This window comes from Bacillus sp. TH17, from assembly GCF_016651125.1.
GTDB lineage: Bacteria > Bacillota > Bacilli > Bacillales > Bacillaceae_G > Bacillus_A > Bacillus_A mycoides.
Genome location: NZ_JAEKEN010000001.1, coordinates 3,166,362 through 3,187,244, shown reverse-complemented (window position 1 = coordinate 3,187,244; position 20,883 = coordinate 3,166,362). Strand labels below are relative to the sequence as shown.

Genomic DNA, 20,883 nt, shown 5'->3' with positions numbered 1-20,883 from the left:
AGATGGGGAAAATTCGCAAACTCGATGATCAACTCTCTAACTTAATTGCGGCAGGGGAAGTAGTAGAGCGCCCTGCCTCAGTTGTAAAAGAACTCGTGGAAAATTCCATCGATGCGAATAGTACATCTATTGAAATCCACTTAGAAGAAGCTGGATTATCGAAGATTCGCATCATCGATAATGGAGATGGTATTGCTGAAGAAGATTGTATCGTTGCATTTGAACGACACGCAACGAGTAAAATTAAAGATGAAAATGATTTATTTCGTATAAGAACGCTCGGTTTCCGCGGAGAGGCCCTGCCGAGTATTGCCTCAGTGAGTGAATTAGAGTTAATTACGAGCACAGGTGATGCGCCTGGTACACACCTTAGTATTAAAGGTGGAGACATTATAAAACAAGAGAAAACGGCAAGCCGAAAAGGAACAGATATTACTGTACAAAACTTATTTTTTAATACACCAGCGCGTCTTAAATATATGAAAACGATTCATACAGAGCTTGGGAACATTACAGATATCGTGTATCGTATTGCAATGTCTCACCCAGAAGTATCGTTAAAACTGTTTCATAATGAAAAGAAATTGCTTCATACATCAGGAAACGGTGATGTAAGACAAGTACTTGCATCGATTTACAGCATTCAAGTTGCGAAGAAGCTTATTCCGATTGAAGCTGAATCTCTAGACTTTACAATTAAAGGATATGTAACATTACCAGAAGTAACGAGAGCGTCGCGTAACTATATGTCAACGATTGTAAATGGCCGTTACGTTCGAAATTTCGTATTAATGAAAGCAATTCAGCAAGGATATCATACGTTATTGCCAATCGGACGATACCCAATCGGCTTCTTATCAATTGAAATGGATCCAATGCTTGTTGATGTCAACGTACATCCAGCAAAATTAGAAGTACGCTTTAGTAAAGAACAAGAATTGCTAAAGCTTATCGAAGAAACATTGCAATCGGCATTCAAAAAAATACAACTCATTCCAGATGCTGGTGTAACAACGAAGAAAAAAGAAAAAGATGAAAGTGTGCAAGAACAGTTCAAGTTTGAGCATACAAAACCAAGAGAATCATCTATGCCTAACATCGTTTTACCAACAGGAATGGATGAGAAACAAGAAGAAACAACGACTGTAAAACAACCAGCACAACTGTGGCAACCGCCGAAGCAAGAATGGCAACCACCACAGTCACTCGTAAGAGAAGAGCAAAGCTGGCAGCCATCCTCTAAGCCGGAAACGGTTCGGGAGGAAAAGGAATGGACTAGCAACGATGACGATTTTGAATTAGAGGAATTGGAAGAAGAAGTTCACGAAATAAAAGAGATTGAAATGAACGGTAATGATTTACCACCGCTTTATCCAATTGGACAAATGCACGGAACATATATTTTCGCTCAAAATGATAATGGGTTATATATGATTGATCAGCACGCAGCGCAGGAACGTATCAATTATGAATATTTCCGTGATAAAGTAGGAAGAGTAGCACAAGAAGTACAAGAACTACTTGTACCGTACCGTATTGACTTATCTCTTACTGAATTTTTACGTGTCGAAGAGCAGCTGGAAGAACTAAAAAAAGTCGGACTATTTTTAGAGCAATTTGGCCATCAATCCTTTATCGTTCGTTCGCATCCAACGTGGTTCCCGAAAGGACAAGAAACAGAAATCATTGATGAGATGATGGAGCAAGTCGTAAAACTGAAAAAAGTAGACATAAAAAAACTACGTGAAGAAGCAGCCATCATGATGAGCTGTAAAGCATCTATTAAAGCAAATCAATACTTAACGAACGATCAAATATTCGCTTTACTTGAAGAACTTCGTACAACAACAAACCCATATACATGTCCGCATGGAAGACCGATTCTGGTGCATCATTCTACTTATGAGTTGGAGAAGATGTTTAAGAGGGTTATGTAGGGTTAATGTCCAAAGAGAAAAAGTTCGTTCCCAGTTATTTGAAACGGTTTGAAAGTGCCTAGTATTATTTATATGTGTTGAAAGAAAATAAAATAAATATGTAATAGCAATGTTCTCTACAGTTATTTTAATAAAATATAGAGAGAAATAAAAAGGGGCGATAGTAACAATTCGCTCCTTTTTAATATAATTCTTTTGCAACTATATTTTAAAAATTCATTTATAAACTAGAGATAACCTATTTGTAATTTATATGTGCTTTCTCATTTTTTTGTAAGGAAAGGGGCTTTTAATTTACAGATTTATCAGAAATATGTAAAGTGTAGATAAAACCATAAAATGGGGTGTTCTTTATGTGTACTAGTTTGACATTACAGACAAAAAACGGTCAGCATCTTTTTGCAAGAACGATGGACTTCACATTAGATTTGAATCAAGAAGTAATAATCATTCCTCGGCATTACCAGTGGAATAATATAACTGGTGAAATCATCAATACGAAACATGCTACGGTCGGAATGGGAATTAATCATCAAGGAAGGATTATTATGGCGGACGGAGTAAATGAAGCAGGTATGACATGTGCAACACTCTATTTTCCAGGATTCGCTACTTATAGTCAAAGCATAGATGACAACAAAACGAATTTGGCTCCATTTGATTTTGTGACTTGGAGTCTCACACAATTCAATTCTGTCAAAGAGTTAAAGAAATCTGTAGATAGCCTTACCTTTTTGGATATACCATTACCGGATTTAGGACTTACACCACCACTACATTGGATTTTAGCGGATAAATGGGGAGAGTGCATTGTACTGGAGCCGACAAATGAAGGATTAAAAATGTATGACAACCCACTAGGAGTGATGACGAATAGTCCGGAGTTTAATTGGCATTTACAAAATTTAAGACAATATATTGGCCTTAAATCGCAGCCATTCGCGCCAACAGAGTGGAGTAATGTACCATTAAGTGCTTTTGGTCAGGGCTCAGGTTCAATGGGACTTCCAGGGGATTTCACCCCACCATCAAGGTTTGTGCGGGCAGCATATGGCAAACAAAACATTCAAGATATAGATAGCGAAGAAGAGGGAGTATCAGCCCTTTTTCATATCTTATCAAATTGCGAGGTTCCTAAAGGCGGAGTAATAACAGAAGAAGGTACATTAGATAATACCATATATACAAGCGTAATGTGTATGGAGTCCGGAACATATTATTATCATACCTACGATTGTAGACAAATTATAGCTATTCATTTATTTCATGAAAATTTAGATACAGATGAGATTAAAGCCTATTCGTTCCAACGGAAACAAAAAATATTTTATGAAAACTAAGTAGCTTTGAAATAACGCTTAGTAAATTTTTAAATATATATAATAGAGCAATAATGACCTATAAAAAGTAGGAATCGGAAGGAATATAATTGATAATCTAATAAGTAACCCGAATAAATATCCCTTAAGAAAAAATAGACGCAAAATATTCAAGGTATTATATAAATTCAATACAACGATTTCTAGAAGGGCCATTAAAGTGCTATTAGGTAAAATAAACATGGACGTACTACTCCATTTATAAATAGCAAAGCACAAAAAAGGTGTGGAAAATATCCATAACTTTTTTGTGCTTCTATTATCTATGTATAAAAAAGCGCCGTATATCAGCACTTTTTAAAGGTACGTAAATTGTATAATAAGGATTTCTACATTATTAAACACATAACTATGCATGGCCAAATATTAATTCTTATTTGGTTAATTGTTATAAGGATCTATACGGTTATTTATTTTTATTATTATTAATTTTTTCAGTATATAAAACCTGCTCTTTATAATGCTTTTTAATTGGGAAGTTATGTGTACCAGAGCCGTTTTTGAAAGTTTTATTGATGGGGTTTTTTAGAGGGACTGTTGTAGTTTCAGTAAATTCATATGGGTAATTTATTTTAGATTTATCTTCAAACATGAAAATGCCTCCTTTTTAGGATTTCCTGAATTCTTTACTATAACATGATATGCATATAGATTTTTTTGGACTAGTTATTTATATAGGTTAATGGAATTTAATTACGTAACTACTGAAATATTTCAAAGGAAAACAATGTGAGAAATATATTATAATGATTTCTTTTATTTATTAGCGAAGGGAATCTTGCATATATATTCGTTATAGATTGTTTTTATAATGTAATATATATATAGTTTTCCTGATAATATAATGTGTAATATTATAGTGTTATTAGGTTATTAGGAACATTTAATGTTGTTTCACAACTGAAAGGGAATTGAAAAAAAACTGAAACTTTTCTCATAAAAATTCAATCTTACTTGAAAAATGAAAGGAAAATGAAATTTTTCAAAAGGAATTCTTTGTTAAGATAAAAAGCATACATACAAAAAAGTATTGACATATCTCAAAAAATGTATTTTCGAGATATAGTGGGGGAAAAGATGAGATTAGAAAAACAATTAATAAAAAAGATGTATTATGAAACATTCCTAATGGAGAATGAAACACACCCACCTCTTCAAGTACTTGGAGAAGCTTATGTAAACGAAGAAAAAAATGAGATTTCTGATGGATCTTATATTCGTTTTGCACAAGGTGAATTTTATTATCACCATCAAGATTTTGAAGCAGCTATTTTTAAATGGGAGAAAGTTAGTAATGAATTAGCGCCATGGGCACAAAAAAATATTGCGGATGCTTACTTCGAACTTAACCAATTATCAGTTGCTGAAAACGTGTATACTTCCATTACTACTGATAATAAAATACTTATGACTGAAATTGTACTGCAATTACTGTCTCTTTACATCGAGCAAAATAATTTTGATTCAGCTTTCGCTGTTATAAAAGAAGCGGTTTCTTTAAATCCCGATTATCCAAACGTCACAACAATTGCCCGTTCCTTTTATGAAGAACAGCAAGATTTTGATAGTGCAGTAGAGCTTGCTGTGAACGAGTTAATTCGAACAGAATCTTATCCGTGGTTTGAGGTTCTAAAAGAATATATCGATAAAGGATTTACTAAAAATATTTCACCAGACTATTTTTATAAAGTATTAGTTACATTAAATAATGTAGATCAAGTACAATTTACGCAAATTGTTTCATCACTTTGGCACAGCTATAAAGATGAACAAAATTACTTATTATGGCTCAACACAATAAATGAATTTTTCATACATATCGAAATACATTCGTCCGATATATGGGACGAAATTTCTTCTCTTTACGAAGAAACATACTTTGAATTAATTCAAGGTCAATATATGCTTAGACAATTACACGATATCATTCCAAACCTGTTAACAAATTGGTTAAAGGTAGTCAATCCATCTCATGCTGTATTTCCATCTGCAGCAGTATTGGCATGGGATGAGATTTTTCCTTCTAAAATAGATTCAGCGGATATAAAAGATGCAGAAGACCTACTGTCATATTCTATTAATCATGTGAATGGCTTAGAGTATAGTTTACATCTTTTTGAATCTATTACACACTGGGCACAAGAACATGATTTAGAAATGGGTAACCGATTTAGCTGGTTAGTTGGTGAGCTTGCAGATTTAAGAACAAATCGCCTATTAGTAACTGGAACTTCAGGGAACGGAAAAGCTTCATTTATTAACTCTATTTTAGGAGAAAATATATTAGAAAACTCAATCTCAAATGTAGTTGTTTTTAAAAATGACGCTTATACAGAAATTAACGCTATAACGGATTCGGAAATTACAACAACTGAGAATTTCTCTGATTTCCATAACATGATGGCAGTGCATCGTCAAACATATAGAGATAGAGCGTGTGTTGAATTTAAATTACCATGCAGGTTTTTAAGTGAAAATAAACTTACATTCGTTGTTACACCTAGCTTTAATAGGAACAATGACGCGAGAGATGAGGTGTTTGAATATTTAAACTCTGTAGATGAATTATTATTCGTATTGAATACGGATTCACCTTTTACTGACAAAGAACGTGACATTCTATTAAGTATCCAAGAACATACACCAAATCTACAAGTTCATTTCTTATTAAATAAAATCGATAACATTTACAATGAAGCAGAAGCAAAAAGAGTTATACAAGATACGCAAGTGAGAATAAATACATATTTCCCTAATGCAAGAGTTTTCCCTTATTCTTCGTTATATACAAATAGTAAACAACTAAACGATTTAACTGAGTTTATTCATTTTAACTTTAACCATAAAAATATCGATGCAGAACGTACTGAAAAGCTATTGTTTTTCATTCGAAAAACAATTACATATCTTTTGGATAAACGCGTCGAGAGGGAAAATAATCTAGTGGATTCTATTAATTGGAATGAAGATATGTTAGTTAAACTAAATGCTTGTATTAATAACCTTACTGCTTTTGAGAAGGAAAAAATTCATTTAATTACAGAAACATATCGTACAATGAAAAACGAAATTACTAATGATCTTACAGAACATATTCCGAAATTATTGCAGAGTTGTTCCGATTTAATTAGTGAAGAAAGTGATTTTGGGCACATTGATATTGAACTAAATACAGCGATGAATGAAAGGGTGCAACAATATCTAGAACAAACTGTATTACCTAATCTTGCTCGCTCGATGCAAAATTGGATTGCGACTTCTAATAACGAGCTCCTTCAAAGTCAATTGTACTTAGCAGAAACCAGTGAAGGACTTAATTCTTTATTTGGAGAAAATCGAATACAGTTAGAATGTGACTTTAAAGTAATTGATGACTGGCGAAGAGATACTGATAGAATGACAACTAGAATACAAATGGAAGAAGTAAATATTTTACGCCGATTTACGCCAGCACAATTTTTACTGAAAAGTGCCGGTAAATTATTTGGAGTTCTTCCTAAAAATAAAGCTATGCTATATAACAAATACAAACAGTATTTAGAAAATGAAGATTATACCGATGTAACGGCTTCTATTATGAAGAAATTTTTCTTGCAGTTTGAGCTATTTGAAAACACACAAGAGCGGGATATTAATATGTTCTTTAGAAATCCATTTGGCTCGTTGGAACAAGCTGTAAAAAACACTCATTTAGAAATAAAAGAAAAACAAGATAAACTGCATAAAATGAAATCAAACCCTGAAGTTTATCATGATCCTATAACGCTCTTTGAATTGAGATTACGTCAATGTGAAGTAATCTTAAATATAGGTGAGGATAATGCCTATACAGATTTAACTTTAGAAACAAGCGTAGAATAAAAGTAAAATATATCAAGTTTTTTATATGAAATTGCATCATGTGTTATAAGAGGGGAAAAGGGAGCAACCGTAATGAGTTGCTCCCTTTCTTTATATAGATTACTTTTCAGTTTCTTTAATTTTAGTTTTTACTTCTCCAGTTTTAATTTTATTACTTTCTGAGAAACGTAATAAATCGCCTTCAATAATTTTGTCAGACATTCGTAACTCATTTTGTGCACGGTTAATCATTTCTTGAGCTTCTTTTTTTGGTAAATCTACAACCTCACCTGTTTCTCGATTATAAAAAGTATGATTTGTATATGCATACTTGTCTGTAACGAAGCTGCCATCACGGAAAACAACAAATCCGTTATATTCATCTGAAAACATATCATGACCAAAACGGATATCGTTAGTAGTATCAACCCCTAATAAATTTAGAATAGTAGGTTTCATATCAATTTGTCCCGTAGGCTTTGAAATAGTTTGACCTTCTGTTTGGCCAGGGATATGAATATATAAAGGTGTGCGTTGTAAATTTAAAGTATCAAATTCTGTTATTTGATCTTTTTCTAAAAACTGTGCCATTGCGCGATTATGTTTTTCAGAAATGCCATAATGATCACCATATAACACAATAATAGAATCATCATACATTCCCTCGGCTTTTAAACGCTCAATAAATTTTTTAATTGATTCGTCTAAGTAACGTGCTGTTACGATGTAGCGATCAAATACGCCATTACCAGAGTTGTATGGTTCAATGAATTTTGTATCTTCATCATACGTAAATGGATAATGGTTTGTTAAAGTAAGGAAACGAGCGTAAAATGGTTGATCAACAGTTTTTAATATATCTACGGATTGATCAAAGTATTCGATATCTTTTAATCCCCAATTTAAATTTGTTTCGGGTGTAATTTTGTAATCAAGTTCATTATAGTAACGATCATAACCGAGAGCAGAGTACATAATGTTACGATTCCAAAATGTTGCGTTATTCGCATGGAATACAGAAGTGAAATAACCTTGCTGACGTAAAATTTCTGGAGTCGCAGTATAATCGTTGTTACCGTGCGTGAAGAATACAGCTCCTCGATTTAATGGATACAACGATGTATCTATTAGAAATTCAGAATCTGATGTTTTTCCTTGACCAGTTTGGTGGAAAAAGTTATCAAAGTAATAGCTTTCATTTATGAATTCATTCAAGAACGGTGTAACTTCTTGACCATTGACGGATGCACCTATTAAAAAGGTTTGCAAGGATTCAAGAGTAACGACAATTACGTTTTTTCCTTTAGCTGCACCAAACATGTTAGGATTCGGCTCGCTATGGTTTGCCTTTACGTAGTTTTCAGTTTCTTGTAATTTACTACTATCTGCAAGTGCCTTTTGGGATCCAGCTTTTACTTGTAGTGTTAAATCATATACTTGGTGAGTGTATAGTCCTAAATTTTTCACAAGCATTACGCGGTCGAAGGATCTCGTTAATAATTCAGGTCGTTCTTTTTCTGCAAGCTGTAGATTTGCAAAAAATACACCAATCGTTAAGAGAAAATATAACAAGCGTGCAGAATGAGTTACACGTCCTGTTTTAAAGACTATCGATTTCTTCTTTAACAAAATAAAGAAGAAAATAATGTCTACGAATGCGAGTATAATTTTGTAGTTTAATATTTCTTTAATACTGCCGCCTAACTGTGTAAAGTTAGATGTTTGTCCAAGTACTGGTAACGTAACAAAATCGCTATAAAAATCATAGAACATTACATTTCCAACGAGAACTATAGTTAATAAGAAATTAATACATAGCGCTATATAATTTCGCTTTTCACCAGTTGCAAATAATGCTAATCCAACAAATGCTAATGATGCAGCTAGAGGGCTAATAAACAAAATAAGTTCTTGTGTGGAAGACTCAATTTTCAAATCAAAACTGAATCGCGTAATAAGATATGTTTTTAACCATACTGCTAAAGCAATTATTAAAACAAAGCTTATATTTTGCATTTGTAAATTTATTTTATTCTTCATTTTTACACCTTCTTTATAGAGTTTATTTAACTAAGGTTATATATTATGTTTTTATAACTATTAGAGTGTGGTGAACCATTTAGATTATATTTTTCTAAAGGTAATAATTTGAAGTATTCATATACATACAATGGAGAATTTTAAAGCGAAGTACCATACATCTAATTTTTTTGAAACAGAGCAGAAAAAGTCATAGTCGTAGTAAAAAATACTTATAGACATCCTAACATATTAAACACTACGGCGATGTTACAAAATATCGAACAAATGAAAGTGAAAATGAATAGATGGTTTTTAAACCATTGACATTCAATGAGTTTTAAATTTCAGAAAAGTCAACTTGAAGAAAACGGTTATATTAATTAGTAGAAAACTACATTCTATATAGAATGTAGTTTTTCATGTGTTTTCAATATATCCCGTAAAATCCTGATTCTTTGTGGCTTAATCATCAGCGGGGAGGGATAATAATTTCGTTAAAGCTATTATTAGATAAGTAAAGTGTTGGTGAAACTTAAAACATTTGACTGGCATCTTAATTAAAAAGTTTAAATACCTGATAAATATTTTCCAACATACAGACCACTTGCAGCTGCTTGAGATAATGAATGAGTGACACCTGAACAATCTCCAATTAAAAATAGCCCATTCATACTTGTTTCAAAATGGTTATTGATTTTTATTGTAGGAGCATAGAACTTTCCATCAATTCCATATAATAAAGTATCTTTATCGATAGGTTCTTGGATGAATTGTTCTAAACGTAATAAAAATTTTTTGAGTCCTTCAATATATAATTGAGGAATTTCTTCATTCAAATCTCCATAATCTCCGTGTAGTGTAGGCTGTATACGATTATTTTTCATGTTGTTCTCCGCTGTAGGTTGTTTCTTTATTAAGTCCTCTAAACGCTGTATAACAATCCGATCTCGTCCTTGGTTAATGCTTTTAATAATTGAACTTGCGTATACATTTGCTTCTTTGAGAGTTGGAAAATAGCGCGGGATAAATAAAGTGAAATTTAAGTTAGAAGTGCCAGTCCCTTGCTCTCGAAAATTTTGACCGTCAGGCATAACTAAACCTTCTTCATACTTTCGAATAATGCGTCCTTTTGGATTCATACAGTAAGTAGTAGCCGTGAAATGTTCATGCTGATAAGAAAGTTTCGTCTCAAATGTATCTTTTAATATAGAACGTAATTGATGTTCTTTCATCTCTACCCTAATACCTAAATCTATACGGGTTTGTTCCTGTGCAATTTCAAGGGAAGAGCACATTTCTTTTAACCAATCCGTTCCAGAACGCCCAGTTGCAAATACTAATTGCTTAGAATGGACAGTTCCTTGATTTGTAGATATTTTAAAATGGTCTTGCTGCTTAACGACATGTTGTACATCTATATGAAATCGGATATCTATTTTGTTAAGTAAAAATTCATAGAGCTGCTGAAAAATGTTACTTGAAAGTGTAGTACCAAGATGCCTTACTTCTGTTGTTAGCATTTGTAAACCACAAGCTTCAGCTCTCTTAGTGAGATTTAGATTTTCTGTAGAATATTTTGAAACGGAACTTCCACCAAACTGACATAGAATTTCATCTACTTCAGCCATGAGTTGTATAAAAGCTTTTTTACCTACTTTTTGCTCAAGTTCGCCACCAAATCCATTTGTATAATTAAATTTCCCTTCAGACTTTCCTAAACCACCAAATCCGAAATATTTATCACATGTAGTACAAGTACACACTTTTCCTTGGTCTAAAGGACAATGGCGATCTTTTAGCGCTTTACCTTTATCAAGAATTAAAATCTTTTTGTTACTTTGGGCTAATGAATAAGCCATAAAGATGCTACTTACTCCAGCTCCGATAATTGTAACATCATACATATTCTTTCACCTGCTAACGAATAGTTTGTTTTTTATTTTCTTAGTGTATAACACTTTTATGAAGTTAAGAAATAGCTTTTATTAATAAAGAGGGAGTTTTTGAACTTGATGCTTTTCTAATTTCTCCGAGTGGTGGAGTAAATACAAATGTTTTTATTTGAAAGAAGAAATAGTTTTAAATGATCACTATGTCATATGATTAATAAAATCTTACATATAAAAAACAGACCTTTTAAGTGAAGAGGTCTGCTAATCATTTGAAATAGTTGTTAAGTGCATAAATTTGAAGAGAATTATAGTTTTATTTAGCGAAGACGTGGTTACCGATTAACGCTACTGTTTGACGTGTCGTAATCCATTTGTTTGTTGAAGTTTTTGGATTGTAAAAATAAAGCCAATCAGAATGTATTCCATTTGTAGAGATAGCCTCTTCTACTGCCATTTTTGCTTCTGCGCTTGCAGGCTGATTAATTCTACCATCGGTAACAGGAGTAAATGCATATCCGCGTTTAATAGGTTCATAAATAACACCTGTTATTGTATTTGGAAAACCATTTGCATTTACACGATTCAAGATAACTTTCGCCACCGCTACTTTTCCTTTATATGATTCGCCACCGGCCTCAGCAGTAACTAAGCGTGCCATTAAGTCTTTTTCTTTTTCTGAAATACTTGAATTGATTTTTAAATGTTGTCCTGTATAAAGCTTGTTTCCGACTGTATTGTTAATTTGTTTTATAGATTGAACGGTAACATTGTAACGCTTTGCTATAATTTCTAATGAATCTCCCGGCTGTACTTGATAAATAATTTGTCCAGAGATATTCTTAGGTTTGTCGTTTTGATGAACAGTGACCTCATTTGATTTCATGGATCCTGGAATATGTAACTGTTCACCAATAAAAGTTTGATCTTTTCCTTTATTATTTGCTTGTTTAATAGATTGTATTGAAACTCCATATTGTTTACTGATACCCCAAAGTGTATCATTCTTTTTTACTGTATGAATGGTGGAAGCCTCAGCTACACCTTGATTACATACGAATGTAATTGCTGCCGCAGATAAAGGAATTATATGTTTTATTTTTAATAATTTCATTGTAAATCCTCCCAATAAAAAATTAAGTTTTAACTGTTGAGTAATGTAGTTCAGAGTATATAAGATATGTATTTGTATTTTAATATAAGTATATTAGCACGTATAGAATAAATAATCATTATAAGTTTTTTATTTATATCATGTAGGACCCAAATATGAAATATTGCATATGAAAGCCCATTGAAGTTCGAGTTGTTGCTTACTATAATTTATCTAGTGAAAAGGGATATTAAATTTTTTTAATGCATTGGGATGAGAATATGTGGATGTTTTTAAATTTTACTTCTATGCAATATTCCATATTTATGAAACATTATTTATTAAGTAGCTTATATTATATTCAATAAGTTTGATATAAAACAGAAAAAGAGAGGGATAAAAATGAGCAATAAGAAGTTTATTTTGAAATTATTCATATGTAGTACTATACTTAGCACATTTGTATTTGCTTTCAATGATAAGCAAGCAGTTGCTGCTAGCGCTGGTAATGGGCTTGAAAACTGGTCAAAATGGATGCAACCTATACCCGATAACGTACCGTTAGCACGAATTTCAATTCCAGGAACACATGATAGTGGAACGTTCAAGTTGCAAAATCCGATAAAGCAAGTATGGGGAATGACGCAAGAATATAATTTTCGTTACCAAATGGATCACGGAGCTAGAATTTTTGATATTAGAGGGCGTTTAACAGATGATAATACGATAGTTCTTCATCATGGACCATTATATCTTTATGTAACATTGCATGAATTTATAAATGAAGCGAAACAATTTTTAAAAGATAATCCAAGTGAAACGATTATTATGTCTTTAAAAAAAGAGTATGAGGATATGAAAGGGGCAGAAGATTCATTTAGTAGTACGTTTGAAAAAAAATATTTTCCTGATCCTATCTTTTTAAAAACAGAAGGGAATATAAGACTTGGAGATGCTCGAGGAAAAATTGTGCTACTAAAAAGATACAGTGGTAGTAATGAATCTGGAGGATATAATAATTTTTATTGGCCAGATAATGAGACGTTTACGACAACTGTAAATCAAAATGTAAATGTAACAGTACAAGATAAATATAAAGTGAGTTATGATGAGAAAGTAACATCTATTAAAGATACGATAAATGAAACGATTAACAACAGTGAAGATTGTAATCATCTATATATTAATTTTACAAGCTTGTCTTCTGGTGGTACAGCATGGAATAGTCCATATTATTACGCGTCCTACATAAATCCTGAAATTGCAAACTATATGAAGCAAAAGAATCCTACGAGAGTGGGCTGGGTAATTCAAGATTATATAAATGAAAAATGGTCCCCAATACTTTATGAAGAAGTTATAAGAGCGAATAAGTCACTTGTAAAAGAGTAAAGATTGTCATAGTAAGAAGCGATGAAATACATCGCTTCTTTTTTGTTTTCTAAAAATTAACATCAAATATAGCTTTACATATCGTACGTTCATGATAGAAAAAAATCGAAACTTAAGCTATAATTACTACATATAAAATTTGTACCTATAAATTTTATATGTAGTAATGAATTTGATTTATTGTAATGAAACGGAGGTATATATTATGAAGTTTCCACATGATTTTTTATTCGGAGCTGCTTCAGCTTCTTATCAAGTAGAAGGTGCATGGAATGAGGATGGAAAAGGTGTTACGAATTGGGATGAGTTTTCAAAAATTCCTGGCAAAACATACGATGGAACAAATGGTGATATAGCGGTTGATCATTATCATCGATATAAGGAAGATGTTCGTTTAATGGCTGAGATGGGATTGGAATCGTATCGTTTTTCGATTTCTTGGGCGAGAATATTGCCGACTGGAGATGGAGAGGTAAATGAAAAAGGAATTGAATTTTATAACAATTTAATTGATGAATGTTTAAAGTACGGGATTGTACCGTTTGCCACTTTATATCATTGGGATCTACCATTATCGTTAGAAAAAGATGGTGGGTGGACGAATAAACGAACAGCAGAGGCTTTTGTAAAGTATGCAGAAATTTGCTTTAAGGCATTTGGTGATAGAGTGAAACATTGGATTACTTTTAATGAAACAGTAATGTTTTGTGGATTAGGCTATTTAAAAGGTGCACATCCACCAGGAATACAAAATGATGTTCCAAAGTATTTTCAAGCGACTCATTATGTATTTTATGCGCATGCGAAAACAGTTGCGGTGTACAAGCAGCTGAAACAGTATGGGGAGATTGGGATTACACATGTTTTCTTACCTGCTTATAGTGTGGATGATCAAAAAGAAAATATACTAGCAGCAAATCATGCGAATGAATATGAAACGTATTGGTACTACGATCCAGTTTTAAAAGGTGAGTATCCGTCTTATGTTGTACAACAATTAAAGGAAAATGGGTGGACTCCTAATTGGACGGTTGAAGAATTAGAAATCATTAAACAAAATGCCGAAAAAAATGATTTTATTGGCTTGAATTATTATCAGCCAATACGAGTAGAAAGATATGATATGGATATAAAGAGCGAGGAGCATTCTCGAGAAAACTCAACACTTGCTCCAGGTAATCCTTCTTTTGATGGTTTTTATCGAACAGTAAAAATGGATGATAAAACATATACCAAATGGGGTTGGGAAATATCTCCCGAAGGCTTCTTAGATGGATTGCATATGTTGAAAGCGCGTTACGGTGACATAAAGATGTATGTAACGGAAAATGGACTTGGTGATGAAGATCCAATCATTGACGGAGAAATTGTAGATGTTCCGCGAATTAAATTTATTGAAGAGCATTTAAAAGTAATGAAGTGTGCAATTCAAGAGGGAATTAATTTAAAAGGTTATTATGCATGGTCAGTTATTGATTTGTTAAGTTGGTTAAATGGATATAAAAAGCAATATGGCTTTATTTTTGTCGATCATAATGATAACTTAAAACGTAAGAAGAAACTTTCGTTTCATTGGTATAAACATGTGATCGAAACGAGAGGAGAAGAGTTATAACAGATAAAAGAGTATTTTAGGAGAAAGTGTATGAGTGCAAAGTATAAACAAATTGCAGATGTGTTAGAGCAAAACATTCGAGATGGGCTTTTTAATGAAACGAAAAAATTACCTACAGAAGAAGCGTTGATGAATCGATTTGAAGTAAGCCGTAATACGATACGTAAAGTAATTAGTCAACTTGTGAATAGAGGTTATATTTTTCAAGTGCAAGGTAGTGGTATGTTTTTACGTGAAACTTCTGTAACAGATTACATTAATTTAGGAAGTTTACGTGGATTAACGAAAAATCTCGTTTCACAAAATATTGAAACGAAAGTGCTAGAGATTGAAGTAATAGAGGCAAATGAAGAGATAGTAGAACGGATGCAATGTGAGATTGGAACTAGACTATATTTTTTGAAGCGTTTAAGAATTGTAGACGGTAAACCATTCTCTATTGAAGTAAGTTATTTCAAAAAAGATATCATTCCTTATTTGAATGAAGAAATAGCATTAAGTTCTGTATACAGTTATTTCATTGAGGATTTACGATTAAATATTGGCTTTGCCGATAAAGTTATTAGTTGTGAAAAAATAAATAAAGAAAATGCAAAGCTTTTAGAACTAAATGAAGGTGATCCAGCGCTTCTTATTGAAAATACAGTTTATCTTGTAAATGGAACAATTTTCGAGCTATCTCAATCAATGTTTCATTATGAAAAGACCAAACTTTTAAATCGAATTAATTTTAATTGAAAATGAATATAAGTAGCCTTGTAAAAAAGCAACTGGTCCTAAGTGAGCAGTTGCTTTTTATTTTTAAAGTGGATGAGCAAAAAAACACAAAAGTGGTTGGTCCGTTTTTTACAAACTTCTATTATGATAAGAGAAGAAAGGTAGTATTTTATTCATGCTTTAAAATAGACTGGCCTTAGAGAGGTGGAAGACAATGAGTTTTGCGATTTCACTAGTTGTTATTATTGTAGTTGTATCACTGTTTGGGACCGTACTAGTCGCACGAAATGTAGAAGAGAATTACGGTAAGTCTACAAAGAGGAATGTGAAAAACTTATCCGCTATCTATGTCATTCTTCTTTTAGTGCTTCTTGTAGGAGTTACTTGGTATGCGGTCGTTATTTTATAAAGTTTGTATATGATGAAGGAGTTAATATATTGATGAAAAATGAGCGCCACGTTTTAGTTGTTTTCCCACATCCTGATGATGAGTCGTATTGTGTGGCTGGAACAATTTTGGCTTATACGGAGCAGAAAGTCCCTCTTACTTATGTTTGCTTAACACTTGGTGAAATGGGGAGAGCGATGGGGAATCCACCTTCTGCAACTCGTGAATCTTTATATGCAATTAGAGAGAAAGAGTTAAAGCGAGCTACAAATATTTTAGGGATTGAAGATTTACGTATGATGGGATATCGTGATAAAACTCTTGAATTTGAAGAGCCTGGAAAATTAAGAAGCTTGATTCAAAACTGTATTGAAGAATTGGATCCTTCTGTAGTTATTTCTTTCTATCCTGGGTATGCAGTTCATCCGGATCACGATGCAACAGGGGAAGCAGTAGTAGAGGCCTTAGCTAATATTTCGGAAAGTAAACGACCAGCCTTTTATGCTGTAGCTTTTTCGAAAAATCATGAAGACGAAATAGGACCTCCAGATTTTAAAAATGAAGTGAAAAAATATGTTCCGAAAAAATTGGAAGCATTACGAGCACATGCATCACAATTTACAACTAAAGTGGATGAGCTGGAAAGGGAGTATGAAGACGGTATTTCAGGCACAGTTGAGTGGTTAGAAAGAGAACCGTTTTGGATATATTCATTCAAAGATAAAAATATGTGATGCTACATCTGAAGGTGATGAATATGTATTTTGAATATAAGAATCGAAAGATTTTTTACAATATAGAAGGATCGGGTCCTGTCATATTGTTTTTACACGGTCTTGGAGGAAATTCGAATAATTGGTTATATCAAAGAAAATACTTCAAGGAAAGATGGACCGTAATCTCACTCGATTTACCTGGGCATGGGAAATCCGAAGGGATGGAAATTAGTTTTAAAGAATATTCAAATGTTTTATATGAGTTATGTAATCATTTAAAGCTAAAATCAGTAACAATTTGTGGTCTTTCAAAAGGAGCTAGAGTGGGTATCGATTTTGCTATTCAATATCCACGTTTTGTTTCTAGCTTAATTGTTGTAAATGCATTTCCCTATTTAGAACCGGCAGATCGTAAAGAACGACTTGAAGTATATGATTTACTTAGCTTGCAGGATAAAGGGAAAAATTGGGCTGATACGTTATTGAGAGCAATGGGAGTAGAAGATAATGATGCAATTGTCCGAGGATTTCATCAATCCCTACAAACGATTCATCCGACGCATATTCAAAGGCTATTCGCTGAATTAGTTGATTACGATCAAAGACCATACCTCTCTAACATTGCATGTCCTGCATTAATAATACGAGGAGAGAATGATTATTTTGTTCCGGAAAAGTATGTGAGAGAATTTGAAAAACACCTGAGAAACGTGACTTTCGTTGAGTTGAAAAATAGTGGGCACTTGCCTTATTTAGAACAGCCTACTAGCTTTAATGTGACGGTAGAGGCATTTTTAAATCATGCGCTTGATTAATACCATTTTTGCAGTGAATACTGTTATTAATGAGTTCAGGACACCAGCTTGGAGAGGAGGGAACTAAATGGAATGGCAACCGAATCGTGAAGATAAGATACCAGTTTATAAACAAATTGCTGATTACATTGAAAGAGGCATTTCTACCGGTGAATTCCCTTCTGATAGAAAATTACCTTCCGAGCGTATGTTAGCACAGAATTTACAAGTGAACCGGAGTACGGTCGTAGCTGCTTATGAGGAATTGAAATCACTTGGGGTAGTAGAACGGAAAAAAGGAAGCGGCACTCGGGTGAATACAGATATATGGGGTGTGTCACATAAACGAATACCGAACTGGGGTAGGTACGTTGAGGATGGATCGTTCTTACCTAATGTACCACTTGTTCAACAAATTCGAACGGAAACACAAAAAGATGATTTAATCAATTTAGCGAGTGGTGAATTGTCATCAGATTTAATTCCGAGTGATAGATTTCGAACAATTTTGTCGGAGAAAACATTTATGGAAAATCTCGGTTATGACCATCCGCTTGGAAATGAAATGTTGCGAAAAACCATTGCGGCACATGTCGAGCAATATAAACAAATAGAAGCAGATTCAAGCTCTATTCTTATTACATCTGGAGCTCAGCAAGCACTTAATCTTATCGTTCAATGTTTGTTAAAGCCTGGAGATGCGATTGCAATTGAGGATCCCTCCTATTGTTATTCACTTCCGATGTTTAAATCAGCAGGTTTAAAAATATTCCGTTTACCAGTTGATCAGCATGGTATGAATCCAGATGACTTAATCGATTTGCACAAAAAGCATCGCATTCGTATGGTGTTTTTAAATCCGGATTATCAAAATCCAACTGGAACGGTACTTTCATTGGCAAGACGTAAAAAGGTTTTAGAACTATCTTCTGAATTTGGTATACCAATTGTAGAAGATGATCCGTATAGTTTGACTTCTTTTAATGGAGAAGTGAATCCAACATTGAAATCGATGGATCAAAATGGGAATGTTCTTTATGTGAGCTCATTATCAAAAATTGTTGCATCAGGATTACGTATTGGCTGGGTAATTGGCCCCACGCGCGTAATTGAGAGATTGGCAGATGCGAAGCAGCAAGTTGATTTCGGTCATAGTGTATTTACACAGTGGGTAGCGAACCAATTTTTAGAATCTGAGGATTTTCATACGCATATTACGTTGCTTCGTGGACAACTGAAACAAAGAAGAGATGAGTTAATTAGAAAGCTTGAAGAAATATTAGGGGATCAGATTGAATTTTTTGTTCCTGAGGGCGGAATACATTTATGGTGCAAAGTACAAGGAGCGTTTGATGAATATCATTTACTAGGTGAATCTATACAAAATGGTGTAGCATTTGTCCCAGGAAGCGTCCTAGGTTCGAAAAGTGAATATATCCGATTTACTTTTGGCAGAGCGAATGTAGAACAAATTCAGCTTGGAGTTACAAGGTTTGCGGAAACATTAAATGAGATTTCATAATAGCGAAGCGTAATATGGAAATGAGGGAAAGAAATGAAGTACGTGACGCTTTTACTTCAAGTAGGCGTGCTATATGTGTTTAGCTTAGCTGGTACGTGGATTCAAGGAGTATTCCATCTGTCGATGCCAGGAAGTTTAATAGGGATGTTAATATTGTTTCTACTCCTTTCTACTCGTATTTTTCCATTAAAGTGGTTTGAGGTAGGGGCAGAAAAGTTAATAGTATTTTTACCGTTATTTCTAATTCCTTCAACAACAGGATTAATGGAATATGGATCTTTTCTTTTAAGTAAGGGGAGTGTTATATTCCTTTTAGTAGTTGCAAGTACGGTAGTAACATTGATTGTTTCAGGGTATGTAAGTCAATTATTAGTAACATCAAAAAAATAAAATCGACAAGGTGCACGATTCAAATGGTCTTAATTATTATTACTGTAGTAATTTATTTATTGGCGACAAAGTTATATAAAAAATTTACGTTTCCATTTACGTTACCGGTATTAACAGTTACAGCAATTATGATTTGCTTATTTTTGATATTTGGTATTTCTCATCATGAGTATAAGGAAAATGGGGGAGACATTCTTTCAGGTTTTTTGAGTCCTGCAATTGTAGCGTTAGCCATACCTCTATTTAAAGAGCGAGAGATACTTATGAAAAACTTTTTAGCGATACTAATCGGCGTAGTGATAGGTATAGTGGCTTTAACGAGTATGAATGTAGTGATTGGTGGAATTTTAAATCTAGATAAGGAACTTATATTAACAACTTTACCACAATTAGCGACAATGCCTATTGCCATTTCATTAGCGGATCAAATTGCTGGCATTCCATCTATGACTTCTAGTTTTGTAGTTGTTGCAGGAATAACAGGTGCTATTATCGGACCGACAGTACTTAAGTTTTTCCGAATAACAAGTACGATTGGAAAAGGAGTGGGGATGGGCTGTGCATCACATATTATTGGTGTGAGCCGTCTAGTGAAAGAAGGAGAGAAAGAGGCAACTATCGGTTCGGTAACGATGATTGTAACAGGGATACTTATTAGTATATTAGTACCTTATGGAGTGAAATTTTTATTTTGAAAATTAATGAATCGTAATAAGGAGCATAACACTACTCATTTTAGAGCGTAATGGAGATGATTAAAATGACAACATGGTTTATAGTTACATTATTTATTTTTGGTGCTCTTAAAGTACTAGTTTCTAGTATGCCAACTTCTGTTGTAGAATCAATTATTAGTAGATTTGAGTTACACCAAAAACTTGATGAGGAAAATACTACTGTAACGGTAGATGGGGAAAGTATAGAAGGAGAAATGAAACTTCAAGTTATTCATGAATTTAACGAGGCTTTATTTTTAGATAAACATTATTTTCCGCCGCAAGGGAATGGTACACCGATAGTCATGGAGACGAAGAAAGGAAAAAGAGAGATTAGATTTTCTATATATAGCTACGAGGAACACGTTGATGTAGTAAAGCAATATAAGAAGAAAGTAGTTGCATATCGTTTGCGATCAAAAAGCCTTCAAAGTCGTTCAGTAGCAGTGACTGAAGATTATGCTTAAGGAGAG

The 20,883-nt window shown here is 33.3% G+C and carries 17 protein-coding genes; 13 read left to right on the top strand and 4 right to left on the bottom strand.

The window, feature by feature from the left end:
• Nucleotides 1-2: 2 nt before the first annotated feature.
• Both mutL and JFT95_RS16140 read left to right on the top strand, forming a co-directional pair.
• Nucleotides 3-1,937 (top strand): DNA mismatch repair endonuclease MutL, encoded by a 1,935-nt coding sequence (gene mutL / locus JFT95_RS16145; protein ID WP_201052803.1) that lies wholly within the window; start codon nt 3-5, stop codon nt 1,935-1,937.
• A 353-nt stretch (nt 1,938-2,290) separates the two neighbouring features.
• A complete protein-coding gene (locus tag JFT95_RS16140) occupies nt 2,291-3,277 on the top strand; it encodes a choloylglycine hydrolase family protein (RefSeq protein WP_002088033.1) in 987 nt (328 codons plus the stop codon).
• Nucleotides 3,278-3,722: 445 nt separating this feature from the next.
• Here the strand turns inward: JFT95_RS16140 and JFT95_RS16135 are convergent, their stop codons facing one another.
• The gene (locus tag JFT95_RS16135) at nt 3,723-3,908 is read right to left on the bottom strand and encodes a hypothetical protein (protein ID WP_000461142.1); all 186 of its coding nucleotides are present in this window, start codon (nt 3,906-3,908) and stop codon (nt 3,723-3,725) included.
• A 485-nt stretch (nt 3,909-4,393) separates the two neighbouring features.
• Here JFT95_RS16135 and JFT95_RS16130 point away from each other — a divergent pair, with 485 nt between their 5' ends.
• Complete coding sequence (locus JFT95_RS16130; protein WP_201052802.1) at nt 4,394-7,177, top strand: dynamin family protein; 2,784 nt, start codon at nt 4,394-4,396, stop codon at nt 7,175-7,177.
• A gap of 99 nt (nt 7,178-7,276) precedes the next feature.
• Here the strand turns inward: JFT95_RS16130 and JFT95_RS16125 are convergent, their stop codons facing one another.
• The 3 genes from JFT95_RS16125 to JFT95_RS16115 form a co-directional block, all read right to left on the bottom strand.
• A complete protein-coding gene (locus JFT95_RS16125) occupies nt 7,277-9,196 on the bottom strand; it encodes an LTA synthase family protein (protein WP_078184330.1) in 1,920 nt (639 codons plus the stop codon).
• Nucleotides 9,197-9,744: 548 nt separating this feature from the next.
• Nucleotides 9,745-11,082: an NAD(P)/FAD-dependent oxidoreductase gene (locus JFT95_RS16120; protein WP_201052801.1), complete on the bottom strand. Its 1,338-nt coding sequence runs from the start codon at nt 11,080-11,082 to the stop codon at nt 9,745-9,747.
• A 301-nt stretch (nt 11,083-11,383) separates the two neighbouring features.
• Entirely contained in the window at nt 11,384-12,181 is a 798-nt protein-coding gene (locus tag JFT95_RS16115) for a cell wall hydrolase (RefSeq protein ID WP_201052799.1), read from the bottom strand.
• 381 nt (nt 12,182-12,562) lie between these two features.
• Here JFT95_RS16115 and JFT95_RS16110 point away from each other — a divergent pair, with 381 nt between their 5' ends.
• The 10 genes from JFT95_RS16110 to JFT95_RS16065 all read left to right on the top strand — a co-directional run bounded on the left by JFT95_RS16110 (nt 12,563) and on the right by JFT95_RS16065 (nt 20,877).
• Nucleotides 12,563-13,552, top strand: coding sequence for a phosphatidylinositol-specific phospholipase C (locus JFT95_RS16110; protein WP_201052797.1), 990 nt, complete (start codon nt 12,563-12,565; stop codon nt 13,550-13,552).
• Nucleotides 13,553-13,757: 205 nt separating this feature from the next.
• Nucleotides 13,758-15,167 (top strand): glycoside hydrolase family 1 protein, encoded by a 1,410-nt coding sequence (locus tag JFT95_RS16105; RefSeq protein WP_098636019.1) that lies wholly within the window; start codon nt 13,758-13,760, stop codon nt 15,165-15,167.
• 30 nt (nt 15,168-15,197) lie between these two features.
• Nucleotides 15,198-15,905, top strand: coding sequence for a GntR family transcriptional regulator (locus tag JFT95_RS16100; protein ID WP_002033710.1), 708 nt, complete (start codon nt 15,198-15,200; stop codon nt 15,903-15,905).
• Nucleotides 15,906-16,098: 193 nt separating this feature from the next.
• The gene (locus tag JFT95_RS16095; protein ID WP_002033711.1) at nt 16,099-16,293 is read left to right on the top strand and encodes a hypothetical protein; all 195 of its coding nucleotides are present in this window, start codon (nt 16,099-16,101) and stop codon (nt 16,291-16,293) included.
• Between the two features lie 32 nt (nt 16,294-16,325).
• Entirely contained in the window at nt 16,326-17,006 is a 681-nt protein-coding gene (gene bshB2 / locus JFT95_RS16090) for a bacillithiol biosynthesis deacetylase BshB2 (RefSeq protein ID WP_061674392.1), read from the top strand.
• The gene (locus JFT95_RS16085; RefSeq protein ID WP_098636020.1) at nt 17,006-17,803 is read left to right on the top strand and encodes an alpha/beta fold hydrolase; all 798 of its coding nucleotides are present in this window, start codon (nt 17,006-17,008) and stop codon (nt 17,801-17,803) included. Before bshB2 ends, JFT95_RS16085 begins: the two co-directional genes overlap by 1 nt.
• Nucleotides 17,804-17,870: 67 nt before the next feature.
• Nucleotides 17,871-19,304, top strand: a complete 1,434-nt coding sequence (gene pdxR / locus JFT95_RS16080) for a MocR-like pyridoxine biosynthesis transcription factor PdxR (RefSeq protein ID WP_061674390.1) — start codon at nt 17,871-17,873, stop codon at nt 19,302-19,304.
• A gap of 33 nt (nt 19,305-19,337) precedes the next feature.
• Nucleotides 19,338-19,694 (top strand): CidA/LrgA family holin-like protein, encoded by a 357-nt coding sequence (locus tag JFT95_RS16075; protein WP_002014630.1) that lies wholly within the window; start codon nt 19,338-19,340, stop codon nt 19,692-19,694.
• A gap of 23 nt (nt 19,695-19,717) precedes the next feature.
• On the top strand, nt 19,718-20,389 hold the full coding sequence (locus JFT95_RS16070; protein ID WP_201052795.1) for an LrgB family protein: 672 nt from the start codon (nt 19,718-19,720) through the stop codon (nt 20,387-20,389).
• A gap of 65 nt (nt 20,390-20,454) precedes the next feature.
• Nucleotides 20,455-20,877, top strand: coding sequence for a YfmQ family protein (locus JFT95_RS16065; RefSeq protein ID WP_002088014.1), 423 nt, complete (start codon nt 20,455-20,457; stop codon nt 20,875-20,877).
• Nucleotides 20,878-20,883 lie beyond the last annotated feature (6 nt).

Excerpts from the sequence above, each read along its gene's own strand:
- mutL (WP_201052803.1), top strand. The coding sequence starts at position 3 with ATGGGGAAAATTCGCAAACTCGATGATCAACTCTCTAACTTAATTGCG.
- JFT95_RS16140 (WP_002088033.1), top strand. The coding sequence starts at position 2,291 with ATGTGTACTAGTTTGACATTACAGACAAAAAACGGTCAGCATCTTTTT.
- JFT95_RS16135 (WP_000461142.1), bottom strand. The coding sequence starts at position 3,908 with ATGTTTGAAGATAAATCTAAAATAAATTACCCATATGAATTTACTGAA.
- JFT95_RS16130 (WP_201052802.1), top strand. The coding sequence starts at position 4,394 with ATGAGATTAGAAAAACAATTAATAAAAAAGATGTATTATGAAACATTC.
- JFT95_RS16125 (WP_078184330.1), bottom strand. The coding sequence starts at position 9,196 with ATGAAGAATAAAATAAATTTACAAATGCAAAATATAAGCTTTGTTTTA.
- JFT95_RS16120 (WP_201052801.1), bottom strand. The coding sequence starts at position 11,082 with ATGTATGATGTTACAATTATCGGAGCTGGAGTAAGTAGCATCTTTATG.
- JFT95_RS16115 (WP_201052799.1), bottom strand. The coding sequence starts at position 12,181 with ATGAAATTATTAAAAATAAAACATATAATTCCTTTATCTGCGGCAGCA.
- JFT95_RS16110 (WP_201052797.1), top strand. The coding sequence starts at position 12,563 with ATGAGCAATAAGAAGTTTATTTTGAAATTATTCATATGTAGTACTATA.
- JFT95_RS16105 (WP_098636019.1), top strand. The coding sequence starts at position 13,758 with ATGAAGTTTCCACATGATTTTTTATTCGGAGCTGCTTCAGCTTCTTAT.
- JFT95_RS16100 (WP_002033710.1), top strand. The coding sequence starts at position 15,198 with ATGAGTGCAAAGTATAAACAAATTGCAGATGTGTTAGAGCAAAACATT.
- JFT95_RS16095 (WP_002033711.1), top strand. The coding sequence starts at position 16,099 with ATGAGTTTTGCGATTTCACTAGTTGTTATTATTGTAGTTGTATCACTG.
- bshB2 (WP_061674392.1), top strand. The coding sequence starts at position 16,326 with ATGAAAAATGAGCGCCACGTTTTAGTTGTTTTCCCACATCCTGATGAT.
- JFT95_RS16085 (WP_098636020.1), top strand. The coding sequence starts at position 17,006 with ATGCTACATCTGAAGGTGATGAATATGTATTTTGAATATAAGAATCGA.
- pdxR (WP_061674390.1), top strand. The coding sequence starts at position 17,871 with ATGGAATGGCAACCGAATCGTGAAGATAAGATACCAGTTTATAAACAA.
- JFT95_RS16075 (WP_002014630.1), top strand. The coding sequence starts at position 19,338 with ATGAAGTACGTGACGCTTTTACTTCAAGTAGGCGTGCTATATGTGTTT.
- JFT95_RS16070 (WP_201052795.1), top strand. The coding sequence starts at position 19,718 with ATGGTCTTAATTATTATTACTGTAGTAATTTATTTATTGGCGACAAAG.
- JFT95_RS16065 (WP_002088014.1), top strand. The coding sequence starts at position 20,455 with ATGACAACATGGTTTATAGTTACATTATTTATTTTTGGTGCTCTTAAA.